General features: G+C 72.1%; 21 protein-coding genes and 2 pseudogenes. 11 read left to right on the forward strand and 12 right to left on the reverse strand.

The window, feature by feature from the left end; translation table 11 throughout:
* The first annotated feature begins 49 nt into the window (after positions 1–49).
* Positions 50–790 (forward strand): TetR/AcrR family transcriptional regulator, encoded by a 741-nt coding sequence (locus ABEA26_RS08225; RefSeq protein ID WP_345590576.1) that lies wholly within the window; start codon positions 50–52, stop codon positions 788–790.
* Positions 791–986: 196 nt separating this feature from the next.
* On the opposite strand, the gene ABEA26_RS08230 is transcribed toward ABEA26_RS08225, so the two are convergent.
* Positions 987–1,271 (reverse strand): DUF6332 family protein, encoded by a 285-nt coding sequence (locus ABEA26_RS08230; protein ID WP_345590578.1) that lies wholly within the window; start codon positions 1,269–1,271, stop codon positions 987–989.
* Positions 1,272–1,346: 75 nt separating this feature from the next.
* Between ABEA26_RS08230 and ABEA26_RS08235 the strand changes: the two genes are divergently transcribed.
* Positions 1,347–1,745, forward strand: a complete 399-nt coding sequence (locus ABEA26_RS08235) for a MarR family winged helix-turn-helix transcriptional regulator (RefSeq protein ID WP_345590580.1) — start codon at positions 1,347–1,349, stop codon at positions 1,743–1,745.
* A 91-nt stretch (positions 1,746–1,836) separates the two neighbouring features.
* Here ABEA26_RS08235 and ABEA26_RS08240 read toward each other — a convergent pair whose 3' ends face one another.
* Positions 1,837–2,577, reverse strand: coding sequence for a maleylpyruvate isomerase family mycothiol-dependent enzyme (locus ABEA26_RS08240; RefSeq protein ID WP_345590581.1), 741 nt, complete (start codon positions 2,575–2,577; stop codon positions 1,837–1,839).
* A gap of 154 nt (positions 2,578–2,731) precedes the next feature.
* On the opposite strand from ABEA26_RS08240, the gene ABEA26_RS08245 reads away from it, so the two are divergent.
* Positions 2,732–3,571 (forward strand): aldo/keto reductase, encoded by an 840-nt coding sequence (locus ABEA26_RS08245; protein WP_345590583.1) that lies wholly within the window; start codon positions 2,732–2,734, stop codon positions 3,569–3,571.
* 111 nt (positions 3,572–3,682) lie between these two features.
* Here ABEA26_RS08245 and ABEA26_RS08250 read toward each other — a convergent pair whose 3' ends face one another.
* Complete coding sequence (locus ABEA26_RS08250) at positions 3,683–4,855, reverse strand: MFS transporter (RefSeq protein ID WP_345590585.1); 1,173 nt, start codon at positions 4,853–4,855, stop codon at positions 3,683–3,685.
* A 213-nt stretch (positions 4,856–5,068) separates the two neighbouring features.
* Between ABEA26_RS08250 and ABEA26_RS08255 the strand changes: the two genes are divergently transcribed.
* Positions 5,069–6,235 (forward strand): ROK family protein, encoded by a 1,167-nt coding sequence (locus tag ABEA26_RS08255; protein ID WP_425587798.1) that lies wholly within the window; start codon positions 5,069–5,071, stop codon positions 6,233–6,235.
* Between the two features lie 110 nt (positions 6,236–6,345).
* On the opposite strand, the gene ABEA26_RS08260 is transcribed toward ABEA26_RS08255, so the two are convergent.
* The 6 genes from ABEA26_RS08260 to ABEA26_RS08290 all read right to left on the reverse strand — a co-directional run bounded on the left by ABEA26_RS08260 (position 6,346) and on the right by ABEA26_RS08290 (position 15,357).
* Positions 6,346–7,725: a GH1 family beta-glucosidase gene (locus ABEA26_RS08260; protein ID WP_345590587.1), complete on the reverse strand. Its 1,380-nt coding sequence runs from the start codon at positions 7,723–7,725 to the stop codon at positions 6,346–6,348.
* A 55-nt stretch (positions 7,726–7,780) separates the two neighbouring features.
* Positions 7,781–8,608, reverse strand: a complete 828-nt coding sequence (locus ABEA26_RS08265) for a carbohydrate ABC transporter permease (protein WP_345590588.1) — start codon at positions 8,606–8,608, stop codon at positions 7,781–7,783.
* Between the two features lie 5 nt (positions 8,609–8,613).
* Positions 8,614–9,567, reverse strand: coding sequence for a carbohydrate ABC transporter permease (locus tag ABEA26_RS08270; RefSeq protein ID WP_345590589.1), 954 nt, complete (start codon positions 9,565–9,567; stop codon positions 8,614–8,616).
* 12 nt (positions 9,568–9,579) lie between these two features.
* Complete coding sequence (locus ABEA26_RS08275; protein ID WP_345590591.1) at positions 9,580–10,866, reverse strand: ABC transporter substrate-binding protein; 1,287 nt, start codon at positions 10,864–10,866, stop codon at positions 9,580–9,582.
* Between the two features lie 2,654 nt (positions 10,867–13,520).
* Positions 13,521–14,723: a cysteine desulfurase-like protein gene (locus ABEA26_RS08285; protein WP_345590593.1), complete on the reverse strand. Its 1,203-nt coding sequence runs from the start codon at positions 14,721–14,723 to the stop codon at positions 13,521–13,523.
* 295 nt (positions 14,724–15,018) lie between these two features.
* Positions 15,019–15,357: an aspartate/glutamate racemase family protein gene (locus ABEA26_RS08290; protein WP_345590594.1), complete on the reverse strand. Its 339-nt coding sequence runs from the start codon at positions 15,355–15,357 to the stop codon at positions 15,019–15,021.
* A 300-nt stretch (positions 15,358–15,657) separates the two neighbouring features.
* On the opposite strand from ABEA26_RS08290, the gene ABEA26_RS08295 reads away from it, so the two are divergent.
* From ABEA26_RS08295 to ABEA26_RS08315, 5 genes are all read left to right on the forward strand, one after another.
* A complete protein-coding gene (locus ABEA26_RS08295) occupies positions 15,658–15,939 on the forward strand; it encodes a hypothetical protein (RefSeq protein WP_345590595.1) in 282 nt (93 codons plus the stop codon).
* A gap of 89 nt (positions 15,940–16,028) precedes the next feature.
* Positions 16,029–17,591, forward strand: coding sequence for a hydantoinase/oxoprolinase N-terminal domain-containing protein (locus ABEA26_RS08300; protein WP_345590596.1), 1,563 nt, complete (start codon positions 16,029–16,031; stop codon positions 17,589–17,591).
* Positions 17,584–18,663, forward strand: a complete 1,080-nt coding sequence (locus ABEA26_RS08305) for an S-methyl thiohydantoin desulfurase family protein (protein ID WP_345590597.1) — start codon at positions 17,584–17,586, stop codon at positions 18,661–18,663. Before ABEA26_RS08300 ends, ABEA26_RS08305 begins: the two co-directional genes overlap by 8 nt.
* A 10-nt stretch (positions 18,664–18,673) precedes the next feature.
* Positions 18,674–19,909, forward strand: coding sequence for an S-methyl thiohydantoin desulfurase family protein (locus ABEA26_RS08310; RefSeq protein WP_345590599.1), 1,236 nt, complete (start codon positions 18,674–18,676; stop codon positions 19,907–19,909).
* Positions 19,906–21,450, forward strand: a complete 1,545-nt coding sequence (locus ABEA26_RS08315) for a helix-turn-helix domain-containing protein (RefSeq protein ID WP_345590601.1) — start codon at positions 19,906–19,908, stop codon at positions 21,448–21,450. The genes ABEA26_RS08310 and ABEA26_RS08315 overlap by 4 nt, the downstream gene beginning before the upstream one ends.
* A gap of 34 nt (positions 21,451–21,484) precedes the next feature.
* Here the strand turns inward: ABEA26_RS08315 and ABEA26_RS08320 are convergent, their stop codons facing one another.
* Entirely contained in the window at positions 21,485–22,561 is a 1,077-nt protein-coding gene (locus ABEA26_RS08320) for an ABC transporter permease (protein ID WP_345590603.1), read from the reverse strand.
* Positions 22,562–22,758: 197 nt separating this feature from the next.
* A complete protein-coding gene (locus ABEA26_RS08325) occupies positions 22,759–23,352 on the reverse strand; it encodes a Dps family protein (protein ID WP_121750497.1) in 594 nt (197 codons plus the stop codon).
* Between the two features lie 212 nt (positions 23,353–23,564).
* On the opposite strand from ABEA26_RS08325, the gene ABEA26_RS08330 reads away from it, so the two are divergent.
* Complete coding sequence (locus tag ABEA26_RS08330; protein WP_345590610.1) at positions 23,565–24,680, forward strand: Gfo/Idh/MocA family protein; 1,116 nt, start codon at positions 23,565–23,567, stop codon at positions 24,678–24,680.
* Positions 24,677–25,142 (forward strand): annotated as a pseudogene (locus ABEA26_RS08335) (DUF6807 family protein); the annotation flags it as partial. The gene ABEA26_RS08330 and the pseudogene ABEA26_RS08335, both read left to right, overlap by 4 nt.
* Here ABEA26_RS08335 and ABEA26_RS08340 read toward each other — a convergent pair.
* Positions 25,112–25,359 (reverse strand): annotated as a pseudogene (locus ABEA26_RS08340) (IS200/IS605 family accessory protein TnpB-related protein); the annotation flags it as partial. The pseudogenes ABEA26_RS08335 and ABEA26_RS08340 sit on opposite strands and share 31 nt — an antisense overlap.

Raw genomic sequence — 25,359 nt, forward strand, 5'->3', positions numbered from 1 at the left:
CTGCTCTCGTTTGTGTGCACTGCTCTGGCGACGTGAGACACTGGACCACATGAGCAACACCCCACGGGGCGCCCGAGCCCGCGCCCGGATCGAGGTCACCGGCGCCATCAAGGACGTGGCGCGCGCACAGCTCGCGGCGGAGGGCGCAGCCAAACTCTCGCTGCGGGCCGTGGCCCGCGAGCTGGGCATGGCGTCGTCCGCCATCTACCGCTACTTCCCCAGCCGCGACGATCTGCTGACCGCCCTCATCATCGACGCCTACAACGCGCTCGGCGAGGCCGCGGAGGCGGCCCACGACGCGGCGGCCGACGCCGGACCCACCCGCCGCTGGACCGTGGTGTGCGAGGCGGTACGCGCCTGGGCGCTGGCGCATCCCCACGAGTACGCACTGATCTACGGATCACCGGTGCCCGGCTACACCGCGCCCGTGGACACAGTCCCCGTCGCCGCCCGGGTGGCCCACGTGTTCATGAGCATCCTGCGCGACGCACACCGCGGACCGGGCCTCGCCAAGCCGCCGCTGCCCGCCGAGCTGAGGACCGAGGCCCACCGGATGGCCGCGGACTTCGCCCCCGATCTGCCGCCGGAGACGGTGGCGGCGTTCACGGCGGCCTGGGCCGAGTTGTTCGGGCTGGTCGGGTTCGAGGTGTTCGGACAGTTCAACCGGGTCGTGGACGACCGGGAGACGTTCTTCCGTCACGCGGCGGAGCGGCTCGCCCACGCGGTGGGCCTGGTTTTCCCCAGCCTCCCCTCGGCGGGTGAGGCGCCCCTCACCCGGACGGAACCGTAGGCGGGGACAGTAGTGCCAGGTACTGGCGCAGGACGCGTGCGTGCAGGGACCGCAGCCCGAGCGCCCGCTTCCCCTCGGCGTTCGGCGAGCCGACCTGCGCAGGAAGTTTCGGCATGAGGGCTTCCGGGGTGGCGGTACAGACCGTGTTCCCGAGTACACCGAGGACCGGAGCCGAAGCCGAACGCTTCGTCCTGGCCTATGAGTCGGGGCTGGCGCGGCCGGGTCGGCTCGGTTGGTCACCCCGTGTGAACCGAACCAGCACGCTCGCCACGCGGACGAAGAACACCACGACGGCCAGCACCGCTCCCGAGCCGACGAGTACGTCCCGCACACCGGCCGGCGGTGCGAAGAGATGCGCGGGTCCCGCCACGGCCCCGAACAGCACGGCCGCCGCGAACGCCGCGCTGCACAGCGCGTATCCGATCTCGACCGTGATCGCGTCCCGCTCGCCCTGCGTACGCCGTCCCCCGTAGGTGTTCATGCCGGCCAGTTTCCCAGACCCACGCCGATTCGGCAGCCGGACGCCGACCGCGACCGCTCTGCTACGGTGCGCCCCATGGCGGCGAAGAACGTCGAACAGGCGCTCGTGACCCAGTGGCGCGGCATCCTGGCCCTGCACGCCCGCATCCAGTGTGAACTCGACCGCGCGCTGCACCGGCACGGTCTGTGCGGAAGCGACTTCGAGGTTCTCGACGTGCTGGCCGGTGCGCTGGACGAGGACGATTCAGGCCCCTACGGATACCGGGTCCAGCAGATCTCCGAGCGGGTCCACCTGAGCCAGAGCGCGTTGTCGCGGCTGGTCGCCAGGTTGGAGGAGGACGGACTTGTCGAGCGCTCCATGTGCCCCGAGGACCGGCGGGGCGTGCGGGTGGCGCTCACCCCGAAGGGACGGGTCATATACGGCCAAGTACTCCCGGTGCAGCGGGCGGTGCTGCACCGAATGCTGACCGACTGACCGACTGACCGACTGACCGACTGACCGACTGACGGACCGACCGACTGACGGACGGACGGACTGACGGACCGGCGTCGCCGCGCGGCCCGGCTCAGTTCCAGGTGACGCCCGACCTCGCCCGCCACAACGCGGCGAGCGAGGCGTCGCCGGTCACCTCCGGGAGCGGCCCGCGGTTCCACAGCGCCGAGTAGAGCTGTGCGGCCGGTCCGTTCAGCTCGCAGTCGGCGTTCCCGGCGTCGTCCCGTTCGGTCACGGGAGGCTCGGCGGACAGTCGTACGGTCCACACGGAGCCCGGCGGGTCCGTCGCCCGTACTCGCAGTGTCCGGGGCACCTCGGTGCGCACCGCGCTCTTCGGTCGGGCGTGGAAGGCGCACAGCAACTCGTCGATGCCGTCCACCGCGAAGTCCACGCCGATGCCGGTGGGGTCGCCGCCCCTGGCCGACTCGGCGTCGATCCGGTGCACGGTCGTCTCGTGCGCCTGTCGCCGGGCCCAGAACGCCAACGGCGACGGCGCGGGCAGGAAGTGCCAGCAGCGCAGGTCGGGCGAGGCGTCGGCGAGTGCGTCGACGAGCTGTTCGTGCCCCTCCCGGAACCAGGCCACCAGCGCGGTGCCGTCGAGCTCGGGCAGGCCCCCGTCGGGCCGCGGGCCGGTGTGCCCCTCGGAGACGAACGCCGTTGCCCAGCGGTGCACCATACCGGTGTGCCGCAGCAGGTCCCGCACCTGCCAGCCGGGGCAGGTCGGCACCTTGGCGCCGGTGCCCGCCGCCTCGGCGGCCGTGGCCAGCAACGTCCCCTCGGTGCGCAGGACTTGGACGAACATGGTGATCTCCATGACTGGCAGTGTGCCGGATGGAGCGGGCTCCGGGGCAGCCCCGAACGACCTGCCGCTCCCTTGGGTCAAGCCTTGTCGCGAACCGGCGGCGGCCAACCGGTCATGGTCAACTGGCCTGTTAACGTAGCCTCGTTGAACGGGGAAAGGGCAGCGCGTGACATCGACCGTGTTTCGTATCGGCGGGGATCTGGAAGTACGACGGTTGGGGTTCGGTGCCATGCACCTGGCCACGGAGCCGGGGCCACCTCGCGCGAACGCTCTCTCGGTCGCCAGACGGGCCGTCGAGTTGGGCGTCACGCTGATCGACACCGCCTACATGTACGGCGGGGGAGCCAACGAGGAACTCCTGGCCGAGGCCCTGCACCCTTACGCGGACGGACTGCTGATCACCACCAAGGTCGGCGTCGCCCGATCGGGTCCTGCGGGAGAATGGAAGCTCGACGGCCGGCCGGCCGTGCTGCGCGATCAGGTCGAGCAGGCCCTGCGCCGGCTGCGCGTCGAGCGGATCGAGTTGCTCCAGCTGCATCGCGTCGACCCGGACACGCCGCTCGCCGACCAGGTGGGCACGCTGCGGGACCTGCGGGCAGAGGGCAAGATCGGTCGGATCGGGCTGTCCGAGGTCACCGTCGACCAACTCGATCAGGCGCGAACGATCGTCGATGTCGCCAGCGTGCAGAACCGGTACAACTTGCTCGACCGCGAGCACGAGCCCGTACTCGCGGCCTGCGAAGCGGCGGGGATCGCGTTCCTGCCCTGGCGCCCGGTCGCCTGGGGCGAGGCGGGGGCAGAGGCCGAGATCGCTTCCGTGGCGGCCGAGCTCGACGCCGGCCCCACGCAGGTCGCGCTCGCCTGGCTCCTCGGCCACTCACCTGTCATCCTCCCGATCCCCGGCACCAGCCGGACCGATCACCTGGAGGAGAACCTCACTGCGGGACGTCTTGACATTCCCACCGCGCACCGTGATCGTCTCGACCGTCTGGCCAAGGTCGCATAGGCAGGACACAGCGCGGCTGCGAGGGCGTTCCAGCGTGGTCCCCCGGGCAGTGCTCGGCGTGATCCGCCGCGCAGTGATCAGCCCGATCCTCCGGAGAGGGGGCCTGGAGGTTCAGCCCGTCGCCGCCGCGCGCCGGGTCGTCACCGCGACGAGCACCGCGACCGCCGCGAGCGCCGCCACCGTGGTGAGCGCGGCCGGCAGGGAGAACCAGTCGGCCATGAACCCGATCGCGGGCGGCCCGAGCAGCATGCCACCGTAGCCCAGGGTGGACGCGGTCGCGACGCCGCTGGGGCCGCCCAGTGCCCCGGCCCGCTCGATCGCGACCGGGAAGATGTTGGCGAGCCCGAGCCCGGTGATCGCGAAGCCGAACAGCGCCATCCACACGGACGGGGCGAGTGAGCCGAGCAGCATGCCGGCCACGGCGGTCGTGCCGCCGGCCACCACCGTGGTCGTCCGGCCGAGGCGCTCCAGCAGCGTCGTGCCGGTCAGCCGGCCGACGGTCATGGCGAGCGCGAAGCAGGAGTAGCCCGCCGCCGCCAGGCCCGGCGAGGCGTCGAGGTCCTGCTCCAGGTGCAGGGCGCCCCAGTCGGCCATGGCCCCCTCGCCGTACGCCGTGCACAGGGCGATCAGGCCGAAGGTGATGACGAGGCGGCGGGTACGGCGGTCGAGGCGGCGCGGCGCGCTCTCGTCCTCGGGTGTGCGGTCCGGCGGCACGGCGGGTTCGCAGCGCAACAGGGCGCGTCCCGCGACCAGGGTGACGAGCAGGCCGATCACGGTGAGACCGAGCAGGTGTCGTATCGGTGACAGCGAACCGGCGACGAGCCCGCCGAGCCCGGCGCCGACCATGCCGCCGAGACTGAACGCCGCATGGAAGCTGGGCATGATCGGGCGCCGCAGGACGGCCACCAGGTCGACGGCGGCGCTGTTGAAGGCGACGTTGATCCCGCCGTACGCGCTGCCGAACACCAGGAGTACGGCGCCGAGGGCGAGCGCGGAGTGGGTGAGCGGGGGCAGGGCGATGCTGAGGCAGAGCAGGACCGCGCAGGCGACGGTGACGGGGTGGCTGCCGTAGCGGCGGACCAGCCGTCCGGTGAGTGTCATGGTGACGACGGCACCCGCCGAGACACCGAGCAGCGCCAGCCCCAGGTCACTGGCCGAGGAGTCGGTCTGTTCCTTGATGGCGGGGATCCGTACGACCCAGCCGGCGAAGACGAAGCCGTCGAGGGCGAAGAAGGCGGTCAGGGCGACGCGGAGGCGGATGAGGTTGTCGCTGGGGCCCGGCACGGCGTTGTGCGATCGGGTTTTGTTTATTTGCGGCACAAAATCAGGCTAGAGGCGGAGGCGGGGGAGGAGCAAGGGAGTCCGGCCGGGCACGGGGCCACGGGGCGGGGTCCTCGGCGTCGCATACGCTCGACACCACCATGAAGAACACCCTCATCCCCCCTGGAGCCGAAGGCCGACAAGGCCACGGTCAGACGGCACAACCTCAGCCTGGTCCTGAGAGCCGTGCACGACGCGGGGGAGGCGACCCGGGCCGGTATCGCCACGCATGTCGGACTGACCCGGGCGGCGGTGTCGTCCCTGGTCGAGCAGTTGCTGGAGCACGGCTTCGTCTCCGAGTGGGGCAAGACCAGCAGCGGTCAGGCGGGCCGGCCCGGCACCGTCCTGAAGGTGGCCCGGTCGGGCCCGGCCGGCCTGGGTGTCGAGATCAACATCGACTACGTCACCGTGTGCGTCGTCGACCTCGCCGGCACCGACCGGGTCCGGCTCGTGGAGCACTTCGACAACCGCGGGGTACAGCCCTCCGAGGTACTGGCACGCGCGGCCCGGCTGGCGGCGCGCGCCATCGGCTCGGCGGCGGAACAGGACCTCGTGCCGGCCGGAGTCCATGTCGCGCTGCCGGGCCTGGTGACCGGCGGCACCGTGCGCCAGGCCCCCAACCTGGGCTGGCAGCGCGTCGCGGTCGAAGGCCTGTTCGCCCAGGCGCTCCTCGCCCTGCGCCCCGCCCACCGCCCTCTGCCGGTCAGCTCCGACAACGAGGCCAACGCCGCCGCCCTCGCCGAGCTGTGGTTCGGCGCGGGCACCGAGGGCGTGCGCAGCTTCCTGTACCTGACCGGCGAGATCGGCATCGGCGGCGCCCTGGTGCTCGGGGGTGAACTGCTGCGCGGCGCGCACGGTTTCGCCGGGGAGATCGGGCACATGGTCGTCGACCCGGACGGACCGCTGTGCCGGTGCGGGGCCCGCGGTTGCCTGGAGCAGTACGCCGGACAGGCCGCGCTGCTGACGGCCGCGGGCATCGACGCGGACGCGGGCGTGCAGGGCGTCGCCGAACTGGAACGCCGCGCCCGGCGGGGCGACCCGGTCGCGCTGTCGGCGATCGAGCGCGCCGGACAGCGGTTGGGCGTCGTCCTGTCGGGCGCGGTGAACCTCTTCGACCCCGACGCGGTGATGCTCGGCGGGGTCTACCGCGAGCTGATGGACTGGCTGGCCCCTGCCGTGGACCGGGAGCTCGCCCTGCGCGTGGTCTCCGGGCTGTGGAGCGAGGACGGGAAGCGGCTGCGGGCCTCCTCGTCTCTCGGGGACGCGGCCCGGGGTGCGGCCGGGGTGATCGTCCGTGAGGTGCTGGCCGACCCGGCGGCGTGCGCGGAGCGGGAGCAGGGCTGAACGCGGGGGCCGCCCGGCCAGGGCCCCCGCGTTCAGGGGGCAGTCGCGCTCCGGCCGTCGTACCGGTCAGCCGCGCTCCGGCTCCCTGCCTCCTGCCCCCGCGTTCCAGGTCAGCCCCGGTTGGCGGCGATCATCTCCCGGTACCAGCGGTAGCTGTCCTTCGGCGTGCGCTCCTGCGTGTCGTAGTCGACCCGGACGATGCCGAAGCGCTTGTCGTAGCCGTACGCCCACTCGAAGTTGTCCAGCAGCGACCACACGTAGTACCCGCGTACGTCCACTCCCGCGTCCATCGCCGCCCGCAGCGCGGTGAGGTGATCGCGCAGGTAGGCGACGCGGTCGGCGTCGTGCACCGCGCCGTCGGCGGCCGGCGCGTCGTCCTCCGCCGAGCCGTTCTCCGTGATGTGGATCGGCGGCAGCGCGTCACCGTACTGCTTCTTGAGCTGGACGAGCAGGTCGGTGAAGCTGTCCGGGACGACCGGCCAGTTCATCGCGGTGTGCCGGACGCCCGGGTGCCGGACCTCCTCGTAGCGGTTGTCCGTGGCCACCCGCAGCGCCGGGTCGCTCTCGCGGTGCGGGGCGTCGGCGACCACGATCGGCCGGTAGTAGTTGACGCCGAGGAAGTCCAGCGGCTGGGAGATCAGCTCCAGGTCGCCGTCCCGCCGGAAGTCCTCCCCTGTGATCAGCTCGCCCCAGGTCTCCTCCTCGGTGGCCGGGTAGCGGCCCGCGAGGATCGGCTCGGTCCACACCAGGTTGTGCTGGGTGTCCGCGCGGACCACGGCAGCCAGGTCGGCGGGGGAGTCGGTGGCCGGCAGGTTGCGGTCGAGGTTGAGCGTGATGCCCACCTCGCGCACCCCGGCCGCCCGCAGGGCGCGCACCGCCAGACCGTGGCCGACCAGCAGGTGGTGGGCGGCGGCCACGGCGCCCCGGCCCTCCTTGGCGCCGGGCGCGTGCCTTCCGATGGAGTAGCCCAGGAAGGAGCTGCACCACGGCTCGTTGAGCGTGATCCAGCGCGGCACCCGGTCGCCCAGGTGCTCGGCGACCACGGCCGTGTACTCGGCGAACCGCTCCGCCGTCTCCCGCACCCGCCAGCCGCCCCGGTCCTCCAGGGCCTGCGGAAGGTCCCAGTGGTAGAGGGTGGCGGCCGGCTCGATGCCCGCCGCGAGCAGCTCGTCGACCAGGCGGGAGTAGAAGTCCAGGCCCTTCTGGTTCACCGCGCCCGACCCCTGGGGCACGATGCGCGGCCAGGCGATCGAGAAGCGGTACGAGTCCACACCCAGGTCGCGCAGCAGCGCCACGTCCTCGGGGTAGCGGTGGTAGTGGTCGCAGGCCACGTCACCGGTGTCCCCGTTCACCACCAGACCGGGGGTGTGGCTGTACGTGTCCCAGATCGACGGACCGCGTCCGTCCTCCCGTGCCGCGCCCTCGATCTGGTACGAGGCGGTCGCGGCGCCGAGCACGAAACCGGGCGGAAAACTGGGGAAGTCACTCATGCTGTGCAGCTCATCTCCATGTGTACGAGGGTGCACACCGGGGTGCACCCGGGGGTCACTTGACGGAACCACCGGTGATGCCGGCGGCGATGTACTTCTGGGCGAGGACGAGCAGGATCGCCGCCGGTATCGCGGAGAGCACGGAGGCGGCCATCACCGAGCCCCAGTCGCCGACGTGCGCGCCGATGTACTGGTAGATACCCAGCGTGATGGGCTTGACGTCGTCCGTCGTGTTCAGGGTGAGCGCGAACATGAAGTCGCTCCACGAGAACAGGAACGCGAACAGCCCGGACGTGATCAGCGAGTTGCGGCTCATCGGCAGCACGACCCGCACGAACGTCCGCACCGGCCCGGCACCGTCGATCTGCGCGGCCTCGATCACCTCGCCCGGGATCGACACCATGAAGGCGCGCATCAGCACGATGGAGAACGGGATGCCCAGCGAGGCGTCCGCCAGCATCAGGCCGAAGTAGGAGTTGACCAGGCCCAGGTCGACGTACGAGTTGTAGAGCGCGTTGGCGATGACGATGCCCGGCACCATCTGCGTGATCAGCGTGCCGAACACGATGGTGCGCGAGCCGCGCAGCCCGAACCGCGCCAGGCCGTACGCCGCCGGCGCCGAGACCGCCAGGCAGATGGCGACCGCGCCGAGCGAGACCGCCAGCGAGGTCAGCAGGTTGCCGCCCTGGTCGCTGATGGCCTTGGAGAACCCGGACAGGTCCAGGCTGCCCGGCACCGGGTCGACCTGGAGCAGCCCGGACTCGGGCTGGAGCGCGGTGTTGAGCATCCAGTACAGCGGGAACAGCATCACGCCGAGGACGAGTACGCCGGCGACGGTGGAACCCCAGCGGCGCCGGGAGGCTGTGGGCGTGTGGGAGGCCATGGACGTCACTTCCCCTCGGTGCGGTTGGCCCGCAGGTAGAACACCGCGAACACGGCGGAGATCAGGATGAGTACGTTGCCGACGACGGCACCCGCGCCGAAGTCCAGCTGCACGAAAGAGTTCTGGTACGTGAGTGTGCCGAGCGTCTGGGTGGCGTCGGCCGGCCCGCCGTCGGTGAGGGCGAGGATCAGGTCGAGGATCTTGACCGTCGACATGAAGCCGAGCACGAGCACGACGGTGATGACGGGCTTGAGCATCGGCAGGGTGACGGAGCGGAAGGTCCGCCACGCCGAGGCGCCGTCCAGGGCGGCGGCCTCGTGCAGTTCCTTCGGGATCTCCTGGAGACCGCCGTAGAGGATGACCATGTTGAACGGGATGCCGATCCAGATGTTGACCAGGATGACCGACACCAGGGCCATCTCCGGGCTGGTCAGCCATGGCGTGCTGCCGCCGATCCCGACGGTTTCCAGGAACGAGTTCAGCACGCCCGTGTCCTGGTCGAGGATGCGCCGCCAGACGATGCCGGACACCACCATGGGCACCAGCCAGGGCAGCAGGATCAGCGAACGGAGCACCCCGTTCAGCGGGAACCGGCGGCTGAAGAACACCGCGAGCGCCATGCCGATGCAGAACTGCCCGACGAGCGAGCCCGCGGTGAAGACGAGGGTGTGCCACAGCGCCTTGCCGAACAGGGCGTCCTGGAACACGTTGGACCAGTTGTCGGCGCCGTTGAAGGGCGCCTCACCGGTGAAGAAGGTCTTCGGTGTGTAGTGCTGGAAGCTCATCACGACGTTGCGGACGAGCGGGTAGCCGAAGAACAGCAGCATGAAGACGACGGCGGGGGCGACGAACCCCCACTGGGCGAGCCGGCGCCGGCGCCTGAGCCGGTCCGGGTCCGGCGCGGCGGCCGTCTTGGACGCCTTGGCGGGCGTCTGGGTGGTGACGGTGGACGTGGTCATGGGCGCGTTTCCTCAGTTCCCGCTCGTGGCCCGCTGCTGGGCGCGCTTCAGGGCGGTCTCACTGGACTGGCCGGTCAGAGCGGACTGGAAGGCGCTCTGCAGGGCGAGTGACACGCTCGACCAGCCGGCGCCGAGCTTCGCCGTCCGGGACCGCGCGACGGCCACCTGGTCGGCGAGGGAGTCCAGCTCGGGCACCTGTTCGCGCCAGACGGCGGCGGCCTCGGCGTTGGCCGGGACCATCCAGCTGTTGAGCGCGTAGGTCAGCTGTTCCTTCTCGCTCGCCAGACAGGCGACGATCTTGCCTGCGGTCTTCTCCCGCGCCTCGTCACCGGTGTTGGGCACGGTGAGTACGGCGCCGCCGAGCGGCCCCACCGAGTCGTCGCCGGCCTCGGGCACGGGGATGGGCGCGATGCCCCAGTTCAGCGACTTGTCGCTGTTGAGGGTCTCCACCTGCCACGGCCCGTTGATCATCATGGCCGCGTTGCCGGCCATGAACTGGTCGTTGACGTCCGCCTGCGTCCAGTTGACCGTGGACTTCGAGAGCGAGCCGTCCTTCAGCAGGCCCTTCCAGTAGTCGAGGGCCTCGACGACCTGCGGGCTGTCCAGGTCCGTCTCGTCACCGCCGTTGGACCACATGAACGGCGTGAACTGGAAGACGCCGTCCTCCGCGCCGCCCGCGCTGAGCGCCAGTCCGTACTGGTTGCCCCGCGTGAGCTTCTCGGCGCTCTCCCGCAGTTCCTCCCACGTGGCGGGCACGTCGAGGCCCGCCTTGTCGAGGACGTCCTTGTTGTAGAAGAGCGCGAGCGTGTTCACCGACCGGGCCGCGCCGTAGTACGTCCCCTCGTAGGAGCCGAAGTCGACGATGCCCTCGGGGATGCCGATGGTGCTCAGCCCGAGGGATTCGAGGTCGGTCAGCCCGCCCGCGTCGGCGAACGTCGGCATCTCGGACGCGTCGAACTGCACGATGTCGGGCAGCGACTTGGACGACGCCATCCGCAGTGCCTTCGTCATCACCTGCGACGCCGGGACGCTCTGCTGCTCGATGGTGATGCCCAGCTGCTTGCCGCAGCGGGCCATCGCCTCCGCGTCCCAGCGGTGGTAGGACTCGTCGGTCGAGGAGTTCATCACGGTGTACACGTCGGCGTCGCGCTGCTGCCCACAGCCCGTGAGCGCCGCGCCGGCGACCAGGACGGAGACGGCGGCGAACGGGGCGACGGCTCGGCGTGAGCGTCCTCGCCCGCGGTGCGTGGCAGCCGGAGGGTGTGCTGTCAAGGCGAGCGAGGTGAAGCGCTTCGACATGGTGCGGGGCCCTTGCTGTCGTACCGTCCGGCTTCCTTGCCGGACCGTTTTGTTTGATGTGATGACTAATACGTCACGAACGTGCTGTCGCGCTAGAGGAAAGTGGCCCCGGTCTCGTTACTCCGTGGGGTGAGTGGGCTGTTCTGATGGGTAATCACGCCTGTTCAGCGCGGTGAAGACTTCGCGAAGGCCTCCGCGTACGGATTTGTTTTGTGTACGATCAAAACGCTGTGAGACGGCCCCCGTGCTCCCATCCGACAGCTCCCGCCGCACCCAAGGAAGATCATGAAGTTCACCGACGGCTTCTGGCTCATCCGTGACGGCGTGCATCTCTCGTACGCCACCGAGGTACGCGATGTGCGCCCCGAATCGAAGCGCTTCACCACGTATGCCGCCGTGAAGAAGGTGACGCGGAGGGGGGACACGCTCAACGCGCCGCTCCTCACGGTCGAGTGCTTCTCTCCCGCCGAGGGCGTCATCGGCGTCCGCGTCACCCACCACGCCGGCAAACGCCGACCGGGCCCCGACTTCGCCCTGGCGGGCGCGGCGGACGGCGCCGGCACCGTGCGCCAGGACGGCACGGTCACCGAGCTGACCAGCGGCCCGCTGACCCTCCGCCTGGACCGCGAGGGCCCCTGGGGCCTCAGCTTCCACGACGCGGACGGTCGCGAGCTCACCCACGCGGGCGCCAAGAGCACCGCGTTCGCGACCACGGACGACGGCGCGCACCACATGCTGAGCCGGCTCGCGCTCGGCGTCGGCGAGCAGATCTACGGCCTCGGCGAGCGCTTCACCCCGTTCGTCAAGAACGGCCAGGTCGTCGACATGTGGCAGGCCGACGGCGGCACCAGCAGCGAGCAGGCCTACAAGAACATCCCGTTCTACCTCTCCTCACGCGGCTACGGCGTCTTCGTCAACCACCCCGGCTCGGTCTCCTTCGAGGTCGGCTCCGAGTCCGTCGGCCAGGTGCAGTTCAGCGTCGAGGACCAGACGCTGGAGTACTACGTCGTCGCCGGCCCCACCCCCAAGGACGTCCTCACCCGCTACACCGCCCTCACCGGCCGCCCCGCCCTGCCGCCCGCCTGGTCCTTCGGTCTGTGGCTCACCACGTCCTTCACCACCTCCTACGACGAGGCGACGGTGACGTCGTTCGTCGACGGCATGGCCGAACGGGGCATCCCGCTCTCCGTCTTCCACTTCGACTGCTTCTGGATGCGCGAGTACCAGTGGTGCGACTTCCAGTGGGACCCGGACGTCTTCCCCGACCCGGACGGCATGCTCGCCCGGCTCAAGGCCAAGGGGCTGAGGATCAGCGCCTGGATCAACCCCTACATCGCCCAGAAGTCCCCCCTCTTCGACGAGGCCGCCGCCCTCGGACACCTGGTGCGCCGGACGGACGGCGACATCTGGCAGTGGGACCTGTGGCAGGCCGGCATGGGCCTGGTCGACTTCACCAGCCCCGCCGCCCGCGACTGGTACGCCGGAAAGCTCAAGCCGCTGCTCGACCAGGGAGTGGACTGCTTCAAGACCGACTTCGGCGAGCGCGTCCCCACCGACGTCGTCTGGCACGACGGCTCCGACCCGGAGCGCATGCACAACTACTACACGCACCTCTTCAACCGGACCGTCTTCGAACTCCTGGAGAAGGAGCGTGGGCAGGGCGAGGCCGTCCTCTTCGCCCGCTCCGCGACCGCGGGCGGCCAGCAGTACCCCGTCCACTGGGGCGGCGACTGCTGGTCGTCCTTCGAGGCGATGGCCGAGTCGCTGCGCGGTGGTCTGTCCCTGTCCCTGAGCGGCTTCGGCTTCTGGAGCCACGACATCGGCGGCTTCGAGGGCACGCCCGACCCCGCGGTCTTCAAGCGCTGGCTGGCCTTCGGCCTGCTCTCCTCGCACAGCCGCCTGCACGGCTCCTCGTCGTACCGGGTGCCGTGGGAGTTCGGCGAGGAGGCGGTCGACGTCGCCCGCAGCTTCACCCTCCTCAAGCACCGCCTGATGCCCTACCTGTACGGCGTCGCCGCCGAGGCCCACCGCACCGGCGTGCCGATGATGCGGCCGATGGTCCTGGAGTACCCCCACGACCCGGGCTGCCGCCCGCTGGACCGCCAGTACATGCTCGGCTCCGACCTCCTGGTCGCCCCGGTCTTCACCGAGGACGGCGAGGTGGAGGTGTACCTCCCCGAGGGCACCTGGACCCACCTCCTGACCGGCGAGCGCGTCACCGGCCCGGCCTGGCGCACCGAGCGGCACGGTTACGAAGTCGGATCGTAGCCATGTCGTTCTGTGAGCCAAGGAGTTGCTTACGTGAATTGTCTTCCTAAGACCGCTTGGCCTCCGACTTCTGGCTGGACGCCCCGACCCTGCTCGTCCACCCGCCCGCCGGACCCGCCTACGCGGCCGAGGTCACCGTGCCCGACCTGCTGGGCACACCCGCCGCGACGTTCCGTGTGCGGCGGGACGGGGACGCCCTGCGGGTCACCGCGAGCGGCAGTGACCGTCCGTTCACCGTGCGCGTCGCGGGCGGTGCGAGCGCGCAGGGCGCGGGAGAGGTGACCCTCCCCCTGGGATGAGGCACGCGGTGGAGCGTTCGCCCCGGTGACCCGCCGTCCGCGGCGGCTCACCGGGACCTGACGCTCCGCACTCCACTCCTCCGTGCGTCAGCGGGGGAGGGAGTCCAGCGCCGTCAGCAGCCGGTCCACGTCGTCCGCGCTGCTGTACGGCGCGAGCCCGACCCGTACGCCGCCCTCGTCGCCGAGCCCCAGCCGACGCGAGGCCTCCACGGCGTAGAAGGAGCCGGCCGGCGCGTCGACCCCCCGCTCGGCCAGCTCCCGGTAGACGTCGGCCGGCCGCAGGCCCGCCACGGTGAACAGCAGGGTCGGCGTGCGCCGTGCGGCCCGCGAGTACACGGTGATCCCGCCGAGGTCGGACAGGCCCCGCTCGATCCGCTCGCGCAGCGCGTCCTCGTGGGCCTCCAGCGCAGCGAAGGAGGCGACCAGCCGGTCCCGGCGGGAGCCCCGGGCCCGGGGGTCCAGCCCCGCCAGGAAGTCCACCGCCGCCCCCGCGCCGGCCATCAGCTCGTAGGGCAGGGTGCCCAGTTCGAACCGCTCGGGCACGGTGTCGGCGGACGGCAGCAGCTTGTCCGGGCGAAGCGACTCCAGCAGCTCCGCCCGGCCGGTCAGCACGCCCAGATGCGGCCCGAAGAACTTGTACGGCGAGCAGACCAGCGTGTCCGCGCCGATCGCCGCCAGGTCCACCACCGCGTGCGAGGCGTAGTGCACCGCGTCGACGTGGAAGAGCGCCCCGGCCGCGTGGACGACGGCGGCGAGCGCCGGCAGGTCGGGCATCGTCCCGATCAGGTTGGACGCGGCGGTGACCGCGACCAGCCTGGTACGCGGGCTCAGCACCGCCTCGACGTGCTCGGGCCGCAGCTCGCCCGTGGCCGGATCGAAGTCCGCCCACCGCACGGTCGCCCCCGCCGACTCCGCGGCCTGCACCCACGGCCGGATGTTCGAGTCGTGGTCGAGCCGGGTGACCACCACCTCGTCGCCCGGGCCCCAGTCCTTGGCCAGCGTCCTGGACAGGTCGTAGACGAGCTGGGTGGCGCTGCGCCCGAAGACCACCGTCCCCGGAGTGGTGCCGAGGAGGTCGGCCAGGGCGGACCGGGCCCCGGAGACGATCCGGTCCGCGTTGCGCTCGCCCTCGGTGTTCCGTCCCCGGTTGGCGAGCGGGGTGGTCAGCGCCGACGCGATCGCGTCGATCACCGGCTGCGGGGTCTGCGTACCGCCCGGCGCGTCGAACCGCGCGGTACCGGACTTCAGGGCGGGCACGTGCGCGCGGATCGCGGCGACGTCGAGGGCCATGGCTCAACTCCAGGGACGTGAGGGCCGGACGGATGGGGAGGGAGGAACGGACGGACGGACGGGGGAGAGTCGGACGGACCGAAGAGAGTCGGACGGACGGGGAAAGGTCGGACGGACGGAACGGACAGGGCAGACCGCGTCACGCGATGCGGTCCTTCGGCCGGGCGGCAGGTACGTGGTGCGGCTGGGCCGCACTCCGAGCCGCACCTGAGACTCCAGCCACATGATCGCAGCGTCAACGCGTAGCGCCGGACCAGACCGTGCAGCATCGGCAGCACGTTCGGCAGGACGGTGATCACGCCGGTGCGCTCGCCGAGTGCGAGAGAGGTGAGCACGGCGGGCTCGAAGCCGCCGACCACCGGGATGTCCACGATCTCCGTGCCGCCTGCACACCGGGGGCGCCGAAGCAGCTGGCGAACACCGCGTCCGCGCCGTCCTCGGCGGCCTCGCGGACCGTGTCGAGGACGCCCGGACCGGCCAGCGCCTCGTCGTACTCGGACTCGATGGAGGCCGTACCGCTTGCGATACGGCGGACCTCGACCTCCGTTCCGGGCGTCACCCAGGCGCCGGCTTCCCGGCGGACCTCCTCGGTGAACGCGTCGGTGATGACAGGGAGCACGACCGTGAGCTTCACAGCACCTCCAGGTGAGGCGAGCGGGACAGTCAGCCCACCCTGGTGCGGGCCCCCCGGACGCCACAAGGTGCGAGGTGCACAGCCGGGCCACCGTGACCGTGCAGGCCGTACCGGGGACATGGACGAGCCCCTGCCCGGCCGGTTTCCGCCTGTGCACAGTGCCCTGGCGTCAGCCCGTGTCAGTGCCTTATGCACGGTGACCGGCCGAGGCCGGCGGCCTAGTCTCAGCGAACCGCACCGGGCGCCAACCATCCGCTCCCGCCCGTCCCCGCCCGTCCCCACCCGTACTCTGGAGTCCGCATGGCGTCCTCCTCAGGACTCGACGACTACGCGCCTGACCCGCGTGCCACAGGCGGCCCGGTTCCACTGGTTCTCGGGGCGACCCAGCGTTTCGGACGGCTCCCCACCCTCGCCGGCTTCCTGATCACCTGGGCCGTCGCCGCCGGAGTGGGGAAGTCCATCGACTGGGGCCTGCCGTCGATCAACTCGATCGCCGTCGCCTTCGTGCTCTACCTCGCGGCAGCCCGCCTGGGACTGGTCCGCGGGGTGGGGACCGCACCGACCCGCCGCGCCGGCCCCTGACGAACAGCGACGCCCCCGGCGTCCCCGCCGCCTGACCGCGACGCCACCGGCGGGCGCGACCACCGAAAGAGAGAGGCAGGACAACCCACATGCTCCGACTGGGCATCGACGTGGGCGGCACCAACACCGACGCCGTCCTCATCGACGACGACCGGGTGCTGGGCGCCGTGAAAGCGTCCACCACGGCCGACGTCACCGGCGGTATCGTCACCGCCCTCGGCGACCTGCGGCAGGCCACCGGATTCGACCCTGCCGCCGTCCACGCGGTGATGATCGGCACCACCCACTTCATCAACGCCCTGGTGGAGGGCGAGCGCCTGGCGCAGACCGCCGCCATCCGGTTCGGGCTGCCCGCCACCCGCGCCCTGCCCCCGCTGGTCGACTGGCCCGACCGCCTGGCCTCCGCGATCGGCGGCCACAGCTACCTCTGCCACGGCGGTCACGAGTACGACGGCAGCCCCATCGCCGCCTTCGACGAGGCCGAGTTCCGTGCGGTCCTGGACCGGGCCGTCGCCGCCGGCGCCACCTCCTTCGCGCTGGCCTCGGTGTTCTCGCCGGTCAACGCGGAGTTCGAGACCCGCGCCGCCGAGATCATCGACGAGCAGCTGCCCGGTGCCCCGGTGAGCCTCTCCCATGAGATCGGCCGCATGGGTCTGCTCGGCCGGGAGAACGCCACCGTCGTCAACGCCGCCCTGCGCGGCCTCGCCGACCAGGTCGCCACCGGGCTGCTCCGCACGGTCACCGAGGCCGGCATCAACGCCCCGGTCTTCCTCAGCCAGAACGACGGCACCCTGATGGACGTCGACTACGCCCGCCGCTACCCGGTGGCGACCTTCGCCTCCGGCCCGACCAACTCCATGCGCGGCGCCGCGTTCCTGTCCAGGCTGACCTCCTGCGCCGTGGTCGACATCGGCGGCACCACCAGTGACGTCGGCATCCTCCAGCAGGGCTTCCCGCGAGAGGCGTCCACCGACGTCAACGTTGCGGGAGTACAGACCAACTTCCGCATGCCCGACGTGCTCTCCATCGGCATCGGCGGCGGCAGCCACGTCGTGCACCAGGCGTCCGGCACCACCGTCGGCCCCGCCAGCGTCGGCTACCGGCTCGCCCAGGAGGCCCTCGTCTTCGGCGGCACCCGCCTGACCGCGACCGACATCGCGGTGGCCGGCGGGCGCGCCGACGTCGGTGACCGCTCGCTCGTCGCCCACCTCGACAAGGAGGTGGTCGACGCCGCCCTGCGCGTCGTCGACGACCGGCTCGCCGCGGTCGTCGACCGGATGCGGGCCTCCGCCGAACCGGTGCCCGTCGTCGCCGTCGGCGGCGGCAGCATCCTGGTGCCCGAGGACCTCGCGGGCGCCTCCCGCGTCGTCCGCCCCGATCACTTCGCCGTGGCCAACGCCATCGGCGCGGCGATCGCCCAGGTCGGCGGTGAGGTCGACCGGATCTACTCGGTCGTCCCGCAGCAGCGGGACACCGTACTCGACGAGGCCCGCCAGGAGGCCGTCGACCGGGCCGTGGCGGCCGGCGCCCGGTCCGGGTCCGTCGAGATCGTCGACATCGAGGAAGTACCGCTGGCCTACCTGCCGGGCAACGCCACCCGGATCCGTGCCAAGGCCGTCGGAGAGCTGAGCCTGGGAGGCCCCAATGCGTGAGATCACCGCCGACAACCTGCCCGACCTCGCCCGCGGAGCCGCCGTGCTCGGCACCGGCGGAGGCGGCGACCCGTTCGTCGGCCGCCTCCTCGCCCAGCAGGCGCTGAAGCGGAACGGCCCGGTCACCCTCCTCGACCTCGACGAGGCCGACGACGACGCGCTGATCGTCCCGACCGCCTTCATGGGCGCGCCCACGGTGATGCTGGAGAAGCTCCCCTCGGGCGACGAGATCATCGGCGCCATGCGGGCCCTGGAGGATCTCCTCGGCCGCAAGGCGACCCACACCGTCTCCATCGAGGCGGGCGGACTGAACTCGATGTCGCCGTTCGTCGCCGCCGCCGAGGCGGGCGTCCCGCTGATCGACGCCGACGGAATGGGCCGCGCCTTCCCCGAACTGCAGATGCTGCTGCCCACCCTGGGCGGCGTGCGGGCGTCCCCCATGGCGCTCGCCGACGAACGCGGCAACTCCGTCACCCTGCGCACCGACGACAACGCCTGGGCGGAACGCCTCGCCCGCGCCGCCACCGTCGAGATGGGCTGCAGCGCGGCGGTCAGCCTGTACGCGCTCACCGGCCGTCAGGCCAAGCAGCACCTGGTGCCCGGCACCCTGACGCTGTGCGAGCGGGTCGGCCGGGTCATCCGCGAGGCCCGCGAGGGCCACCAGGACCCGGTGGCCGCGGCGGCCGGCGTCCTCGGCGGCCGTGCGGTCTTCACCGGGAAGACCGTCGACGTGCGGCGCACCACCAGCGGAGGCTTCGCCCGCGGCGCGGCCCGGCTCACCGGCCTCGACGCGGACACCGGGTCCGTTCTGGAACTGTCCTTCCAGAACGAGAACCTCGTCGCCACCCGCGACGGAGAGGTCGTCGTCAGCGTCCCCGACCTGATCTGTGTCCTGGACACCGACTCCGGCGAACCGGTCACCACCGAGACGCTCCGCTACGGCCTGCGGGTCAGCGTCCTCGGCGTGCCCTGCGACCCGCGCTGGCGCACCCCCGGGGGCCTCGCCCTGGCCGGTCCCGGATACTTCGGATACGCGCACGACTACGTCCCGTTCCAGGGCGCCGAAGTGTGATGATCGAAGGGTGACCTCCACGTCCGCCGTGACCCCCATGTCCGCTGGGACCTCCATGTCCGCCGTGGCCCCCTCGCCCGCCGTGGCCGCCACGTCCGCCGAGGCCTCCTCGCCCGCGTCACCCGCGCCGCTGACCGCCGCGCGGGTGCCCGCGCTGGCCGCCGGGGCCACGCTGCTGGGCTCCGGCGGCGGGGGAGAGGTGGCGACCGGCACGCTGCTGCTGCGCCGCGAGCTGGCCGGCGGCCCGGTGTCGCTCGTCCCCGCCACCGCCCTGGAGCCGGACACCCTCGTCGTCCACGTCGGGCTCGTCGGCGCGCCCGACGTACTGGCCGAACGGCTCGCCGACCCCGACGACTTCGCGCACGCGGTGCGTACCGCCGCCGGGATCACGGGTGCCCGGGCGGGCGCGGTCGGGGTCATCGAGATCGGCGGCCTGAACGCCGTCGTCGCCGCGGTCGCCGCCGCCCGGCTGGGCCTGCCGCTCGTCGACGGCGACCTCATGGGCCGCGCCTTCCCCCGCATCGACCAGACCGTGGCCGCCCTGCACGGCGTGGACCCCGCGCCGCTCGTCCTGGTCGGCACCGGCGGGGACACCGTCGTCGTCCGGGAGTGCGCACGCCGCTCCGCCGAACGGCTGCTGCGCGCCAACGTCCTCGCCCTCGGCGGAGCCGCTGCCCTCGCGGTCCACCCGCTGCCCGCCTCCCGGCTCTCGGCCATCGGGGTGCGCGGCTCCGTCTCCGCCTGCCTCGGCCTCGGCGACCGCCTCCTCACCGCGCGGGAGGCCGGCGGCACGCCCGAGGACCTGGCCACCGCGCTGGGTGCCGAGCTGCTGGCCGTCGGCCGCGCCGAGGAGATCGTCCCCCGCCAGGCCCTGACCCCCGGCTGGGCCACCCTCATCGACGGGCGCACCGGTGCCGTGGTCCGCGTGGACCTCCTGGACGAGTACCTGGCCGTGACCGTGGACGGCGTCACCCGCGCCGCGGGCCCGCAGATCATCGCCGCAGTCGACCCCAGCGGCCGCCGGCCCCTGCGCGCCGACCAGCTCCGTACCGGTCGCCACCTGGCCCTCCTCCGCCTCCCCGCCCTCCACGACTGGCCCCCCGAGGCCGACCCGCTGGTCGGCCCGACCGCCTTCGGCCTCGACCTGGCACCGACCTCCGCAGCCGCCGCGCGTCCGTTCGGCCGCGGCGTCCCCGCCGCCTCGTCCTCCGGCGGCACGTACGCGGCTGGGGGCGGGCGGGCATGACCTCGACCCCCGACGTCGCCGGCCTGCTGGCCGACCCCTTGCTGCGGGACGCCCGCACACTGGCCGGACACGCCGGGCTGGATCGGCCCGTGCTCGACGTCACCGCCTACCGGGGCGACCTGGCCTCGGTCGACGGTCACCTGGTGCTCTGCGACGTACGGGACGCCACGCCCGCCTACCGTCTCGACGCCCTCGTCCGCCGCGCCCAGGAGGCCGGCGCCGCGGCGCTGTGCGTCACCGCCGGCCACACCGCCCGGCCGCCGCTGTCCGCCGTACGGCTGGCCGACCGGCTGCGGATTCCCGTGCTGTGGGCCGCCACCGACGACCCGTTCCGGCTCGCCCTCGACCTCACCCTGCGGGTCCGCGCTCCCGAGGTGACGCGGGCCCGCACCGTCGAGACCCTGGTCCGCCGGCTCGCCACTCGCACCGAGGGACCGGAACTGATCGCCACGGCCCGTACGGTGCTCGCCGCCGCCGTCAGCCTCGTCACCCGCGACGGGTCGGCCATCGTCGGCGATCCGGCGGCATCGGACGCCCTGCGCCCGGACCTCGCCGTGCCCCAGCGCACCCCCGGCCTCCTCGCGCACCCCGTGCACGCCGTCCCCTCGGCGGGGGACCGGCCGGGCGGTACCGCGCCGGTCACCGCGTGGCTGGTGTGGCCCGTCGAGCCGGCCGACGAGGAGCGCGCCGACACCGTCGCGCTGGGCCTCGCCGTGCTCGAACCCTTCGTCCGGTCCTGGCTCGCCGGAGCCCGTACCCGCGCCGACCACGACAGCGCCGTCCGCCGCCGTCTGCTGACGGAGATCGTCACCGGCCGGGGCACCGTCAGCCGCGAGGTCGTCGAGCAGTCGGTCGCCCTGGGCTGGCGCCTCGAGGACTGGCACGTCGGTCTGGCCGTGCGCGCCGAGCAGCCGCCCGCCGTCGACCGCCCGGACACCGTTCCCGCACCGCTTGTCGCCGCCCTGGCCCGGCACGGTGTCACCACCCAGGCGGTGGCCAAGGGCGACGGCGACTGGGCGCTGTGGTCCAGCAGCAGCCGCCGGCCCGCCGACGACGAACCCAGACTGCTGCTGCGTCAGGTCCGCAGAGCACTTGCCGAGCTGCCCTCCACCTGGCGGCTGGTGGCCGGTATCGGCTGGCCCCGCCAGGGCTCCGGCGGCCTCGCCGACACTTTGACCGAGGCCCGCAACGCGGCGCGTCTCGCGGCTGCCCGGGAGTTCCGGCCGTCCGTGGAGCACACCGACGAACTCGGGGTGGGCAGACTGCTGGCCGCCTGGCAGCAGTCCGACATCACCCGCGCCTTCGCCGAGACCGCGCTCGCCCCGCTGCGCGGCACCGCGCACGCCCACCTGCTGACCACCCTGCGTGTCTTCCTGGAGAACGGCGGCTCCGCCGCCGCCACGGCCCGTGCCCTGGGCCTGCACCGCAACACCGTCACCGCCAGACTGCGCCAGGTCCGCGAACGCCTCGGCGTCGGTCTGGACGACCCCGGCAACCGGCTCGCCCTCCAGATGGCGTGCCGTGCCCTGACCTTCGGCTGAGAACCCGCAGTGTCCGGCCTCCGCCCGGGGAACCTCAGGACGCGGCGGCCTCCGGCGCGGGCTCGGGTGGCTTCTTGTCCCGCCCGCCGGGATGCCGGTGCCGCCAGATCCAGAAGACCGCGCAGGACAGCAGCGCCCACCCGCCCAGCACCAGGAACGGGAACGCGTGCTGGTGCCCCTGGAAGTACACCGCCGTGTGCTGCGCGTTCACCGATGCCCCAGGCGGCAGCCACTGGCCGATCGCCCCCAACGGGGACGGCAGCAGCGGCCAGGACACGGCGCCGCCGGACGAGGGATTGCCGAGGAGCACCATCAGCCCCCAGGTAGGCAGCATCGCCCAGCGTCCGAACAGGGTGTTGAACATGGTGAAGACCATGCCGGACGCGAACATGGTGAGCGCCAGGATCAGCCACGACTCGACGAACGGCAGGTCGAGCGCTCCCAGCAGCCAGTCCACGGTCGCGGCGATCGCGAACCCGCCGAGCAGCGCGTAGGCGACCGTGAAGAGGATGCGTTCGGACGGAGTCAGGGAGCGCGCGTGCACGCTCAGCTGGATCGCCCCGACGAAGCCGATGATCACCGCGGCCAGGGAGATGTAGAAGATGGCCAGGCCGCGCGGGTCGCCCTCCTGCAAGGGGTTGATGTCCCGGACGGTGACCTCGACGCCGGTCCTCTTGCCCACGGCCGGTGCCGTGTCGGCCAGTACCTGCGCGACCGAGGCGCCCGACGCACTGGACAGGTCGAGCACGGCGGTCCGCCCGTCGTCCCGCAGCTCGAAGATCGCGAAGACCTCCTGGTCCTGCATCGCCTCCCTGGCCTCGGCCTCGCTCCCGTAGGGACGCACCTTGACCGAGGCGTTCAGCGCCTTCTCCAGGCCGCCCAGGAAGGCCTGGCCACGGGCCTCTTCGTACGAGCCGACCACGGCGGTGGGGATCGAGTGCGGCGTCGGGTCCGCCATCGAGTAGGTGTACGAGCCCGCGAAGAGACCCGCGGCGGCCGCGAGGATCAACACCAGCACGGTGGCCGGCCAGAACGGAGACTGCCGGAACGTGGACCAACGCTGCCCGCGTGTCGGAGGCTGGGCGTGGGCGCCGTGGGACATGTGGGCCATGTCCGGACGCTTTCACGGCCGACGCGAAAGGGCATCAAGAGCGCCGTCGCCCGGGGGAGCACGGAGCGTGACGGCGGCCCCTCGCGGAGCCGCGGCGGTCGCGTGCGACGGAATCAGGACCGGGGTCAGGACCGGGGTCAGGACCGGGGTCAGGACCGGGATCAGGACCGAAATCAGGACCGAAATCAGGACCGGGATCAGGCGTGCACCAGCGGCGTGTCCACCAGATGCTCCGCCACGAACCACGCCTGCAGCTCGTTGGTGCGCACGACCTCGGAGACGAGGAGGTCATTGGTGCCGTCGTCACCGAGCTCCTGGGTGCGGCCGGCGGCGTCGTGACAGTCGGCCAGGATCAGTTCGTGCGCCTCCAGCAGCCGTGACAGCATCGACGGGACCTCCTCCACTCCGTCCGGCGGACGCGGCACGGTGGTGATCTCGGCGACGTGCCGTGGGTCGCCGATCGCTACGCCGCCGAGCGTCTGGACGCGCTCGGCGATCGTGTCGATCAGCTCCAGCTGCTCGCCCGCGTGCTTGTCCAACAGCAGGTGCAGCTGGTAGAACGTCGCCCCGCGCATGAGCCAGTGGTACTTCTTGTACAGGTCGTGCAGGATCCGGGTGTCCGCCAGGACCTTGTTGAGCCGCTGGCAGGAGTAGAGGCGGGTCTCCATGGTCAGCGCCACGGGGAACTGCTTGACGGTGCCGAACTCCTGGATGGTCCGGCCCTTCTGGTGCAGCCAGGGCTGGCTGCCGTCGGATCGGTGCTCCACGGACGACGACTTGGGGTTGCTCACGCCTGAACTCCTTCGGTGACGAGGACTGAAGACTGCGCCGGCGCGGTACGACCGCCTCCGGTCCCCCCCGGCGACAGTCGACCAGTCGCATGCCGAGCCCGCAAACGCTGGGGGGTTGTCCGGCATTCGCTCCCGGCCTAGGGTCTGCCGGAGTGCAAGCGCTTTCTAGCGGCGTACGTGCTCGTCGTGTGCCGGCGTCCGAGGAGGACCGCATGTCCCCACGCCCAGCCCGCCGCCGGGTCGCCGTGGTCGGTACCGGAGCCATCGTCACAGGCAGCCACCTGGCCGCCCTCGGAGCCCACGCCGACCGGACGGAACTGGTCGCCGCCGTGGACGTGGACCAGGGCCGGCTCGACGCCTTCCGGGCCGAGGCGGGCGGTGACATCGCCGGGTACACGTCGATGGGCGCCATGCTTGACGCCGTACGCCCCGACCTGGTCCTCGTCGGTACGCCACCGTCCCTGCACCGTGAGCAGACCGTGGCCGCGCTCAAGGCGGGTGCCTGGGTGCTGTGCGAGAAGCCGCTGTGCCTCTCGCTCGCCGAGTACGACGACATCGCCGCCGCCGAGGAGGCGTCCGGCGCGTACGCGTCCGTGATCTTCCAACACCGGTACGGCTCGGGCGCCGCGCACGCCCGGGAACTGATCGCGGGCGGTGAGCTGGGCGCCCCGTTGGTCGCGCACTGCCAGACGACCTGGCACCGCGACGCCGCCTACTACGCGGTGCCGTGGCGCGGACGCTGGGCCACCGAGGGCGGCGGCCCGACCATGGGGCACGGCATCCACCAGTACGACCTGCTGCTGCACCTGCTCGGCCCGTGGGCGGAGGTGCGGGCCATGGCGTCACGGCTGGTCCACGACACCGAGAGCGAGGATGTCTCCACCGCCCTGGTGCGGTTCGAGAACGGCGCCCTCGCCACCGTCGTCAACAGCGTCCTGTCTCCGGACGAGGCGAGCCGCGTGCGCGTCGACTGCGCCGACGCCACGGTCGAGTTGACGCACCTGTACGGGCACCGCAACGACGACTGGACCTACACCCCGGCCCGGCACGTCACCCCGGAACGCGCCGCCGCCTGGCGCACCCCGGCGACGGACGTGCCCAGCTCGCACACCGCACAGCTCGGCGCCGTACTGGACGCCCGGGACGCCGGCGTGCGGCCGCCCGGCAGCGGTTCGGACGCCCGTGCCACGCTGGAGTTCGCCGCCGCCCTGTACAAGGCGGCGTTCACCGGACAGCCGGTCCTCGCGGGCGAGATCGCGCCCGGGGACCCCTTCCACGCGGCCATGCACGGCGACCACCCCGACTGGGCCCCCGAGGAGCGCGCATGAGTTCCCTCCGCGTCAGCCACACCCACGGCGACCACATCGCGCTCACCGCGCCGAACGGCACCGAGATCCTCCGCTACGTCCAAGGGCCTGCAAATGACGGCCAGTCACATCTCCGGCCAGAACTTCTGGGGAGGCAACAGCTATGTCCACGGTGAGGGTTACCTGCGCCTGCCCGAGCGCGTCGGCTCGATACGACACGACGGTTTTCCCGGCCTCACGGTCGAGGACGACCTGTTCGCGATCACCGAGGACCTCACCTGGATCGAGAACGGCGGCGCCGAGTGGGCCCGCGAGGAGCGCGGCCTGACCGTCCACTCGATCGACGAGGAGGCCGGTGCCTGGGCCCTGGACGGGACGATCCGGCTCACCAACACGCGCCCCGAGCCACTGGTGTTCGGCTCCCCGACCACCGCCGGCCGCGAGATGGCCGGCTACACCGGCCTCCAGTGGCGCGGGAGCCGGGTCAGGGCGTGACGGACCTGCGCGTCCCGGTGTTCGGCTGGTCCGGTGAGGTCGTAGGAGAAGCGACGGGGGTGCCCGGTGGGGTTGCCGTGGGTGTCCAGGCGCCAGGCGGCGAGGTGGTCGGCTTTCATGTCGACCCCGATCACACCGTCGGCCAGCGCCGCGGTCAGGGGGAGCGTGCGGGTTACGGGTTTCTGCCAGGACGCCGTCACATACC

Source organism: Streptomyces marokkonensis (assembly GCF_039539045.1).
Taxonomy (GTDB): Bacteria; Actinomycetota; Actinomycetes; order Streptomycetales; family Streptomycetaceae; genus Streptomyces; species Streptomyces marokkonensis.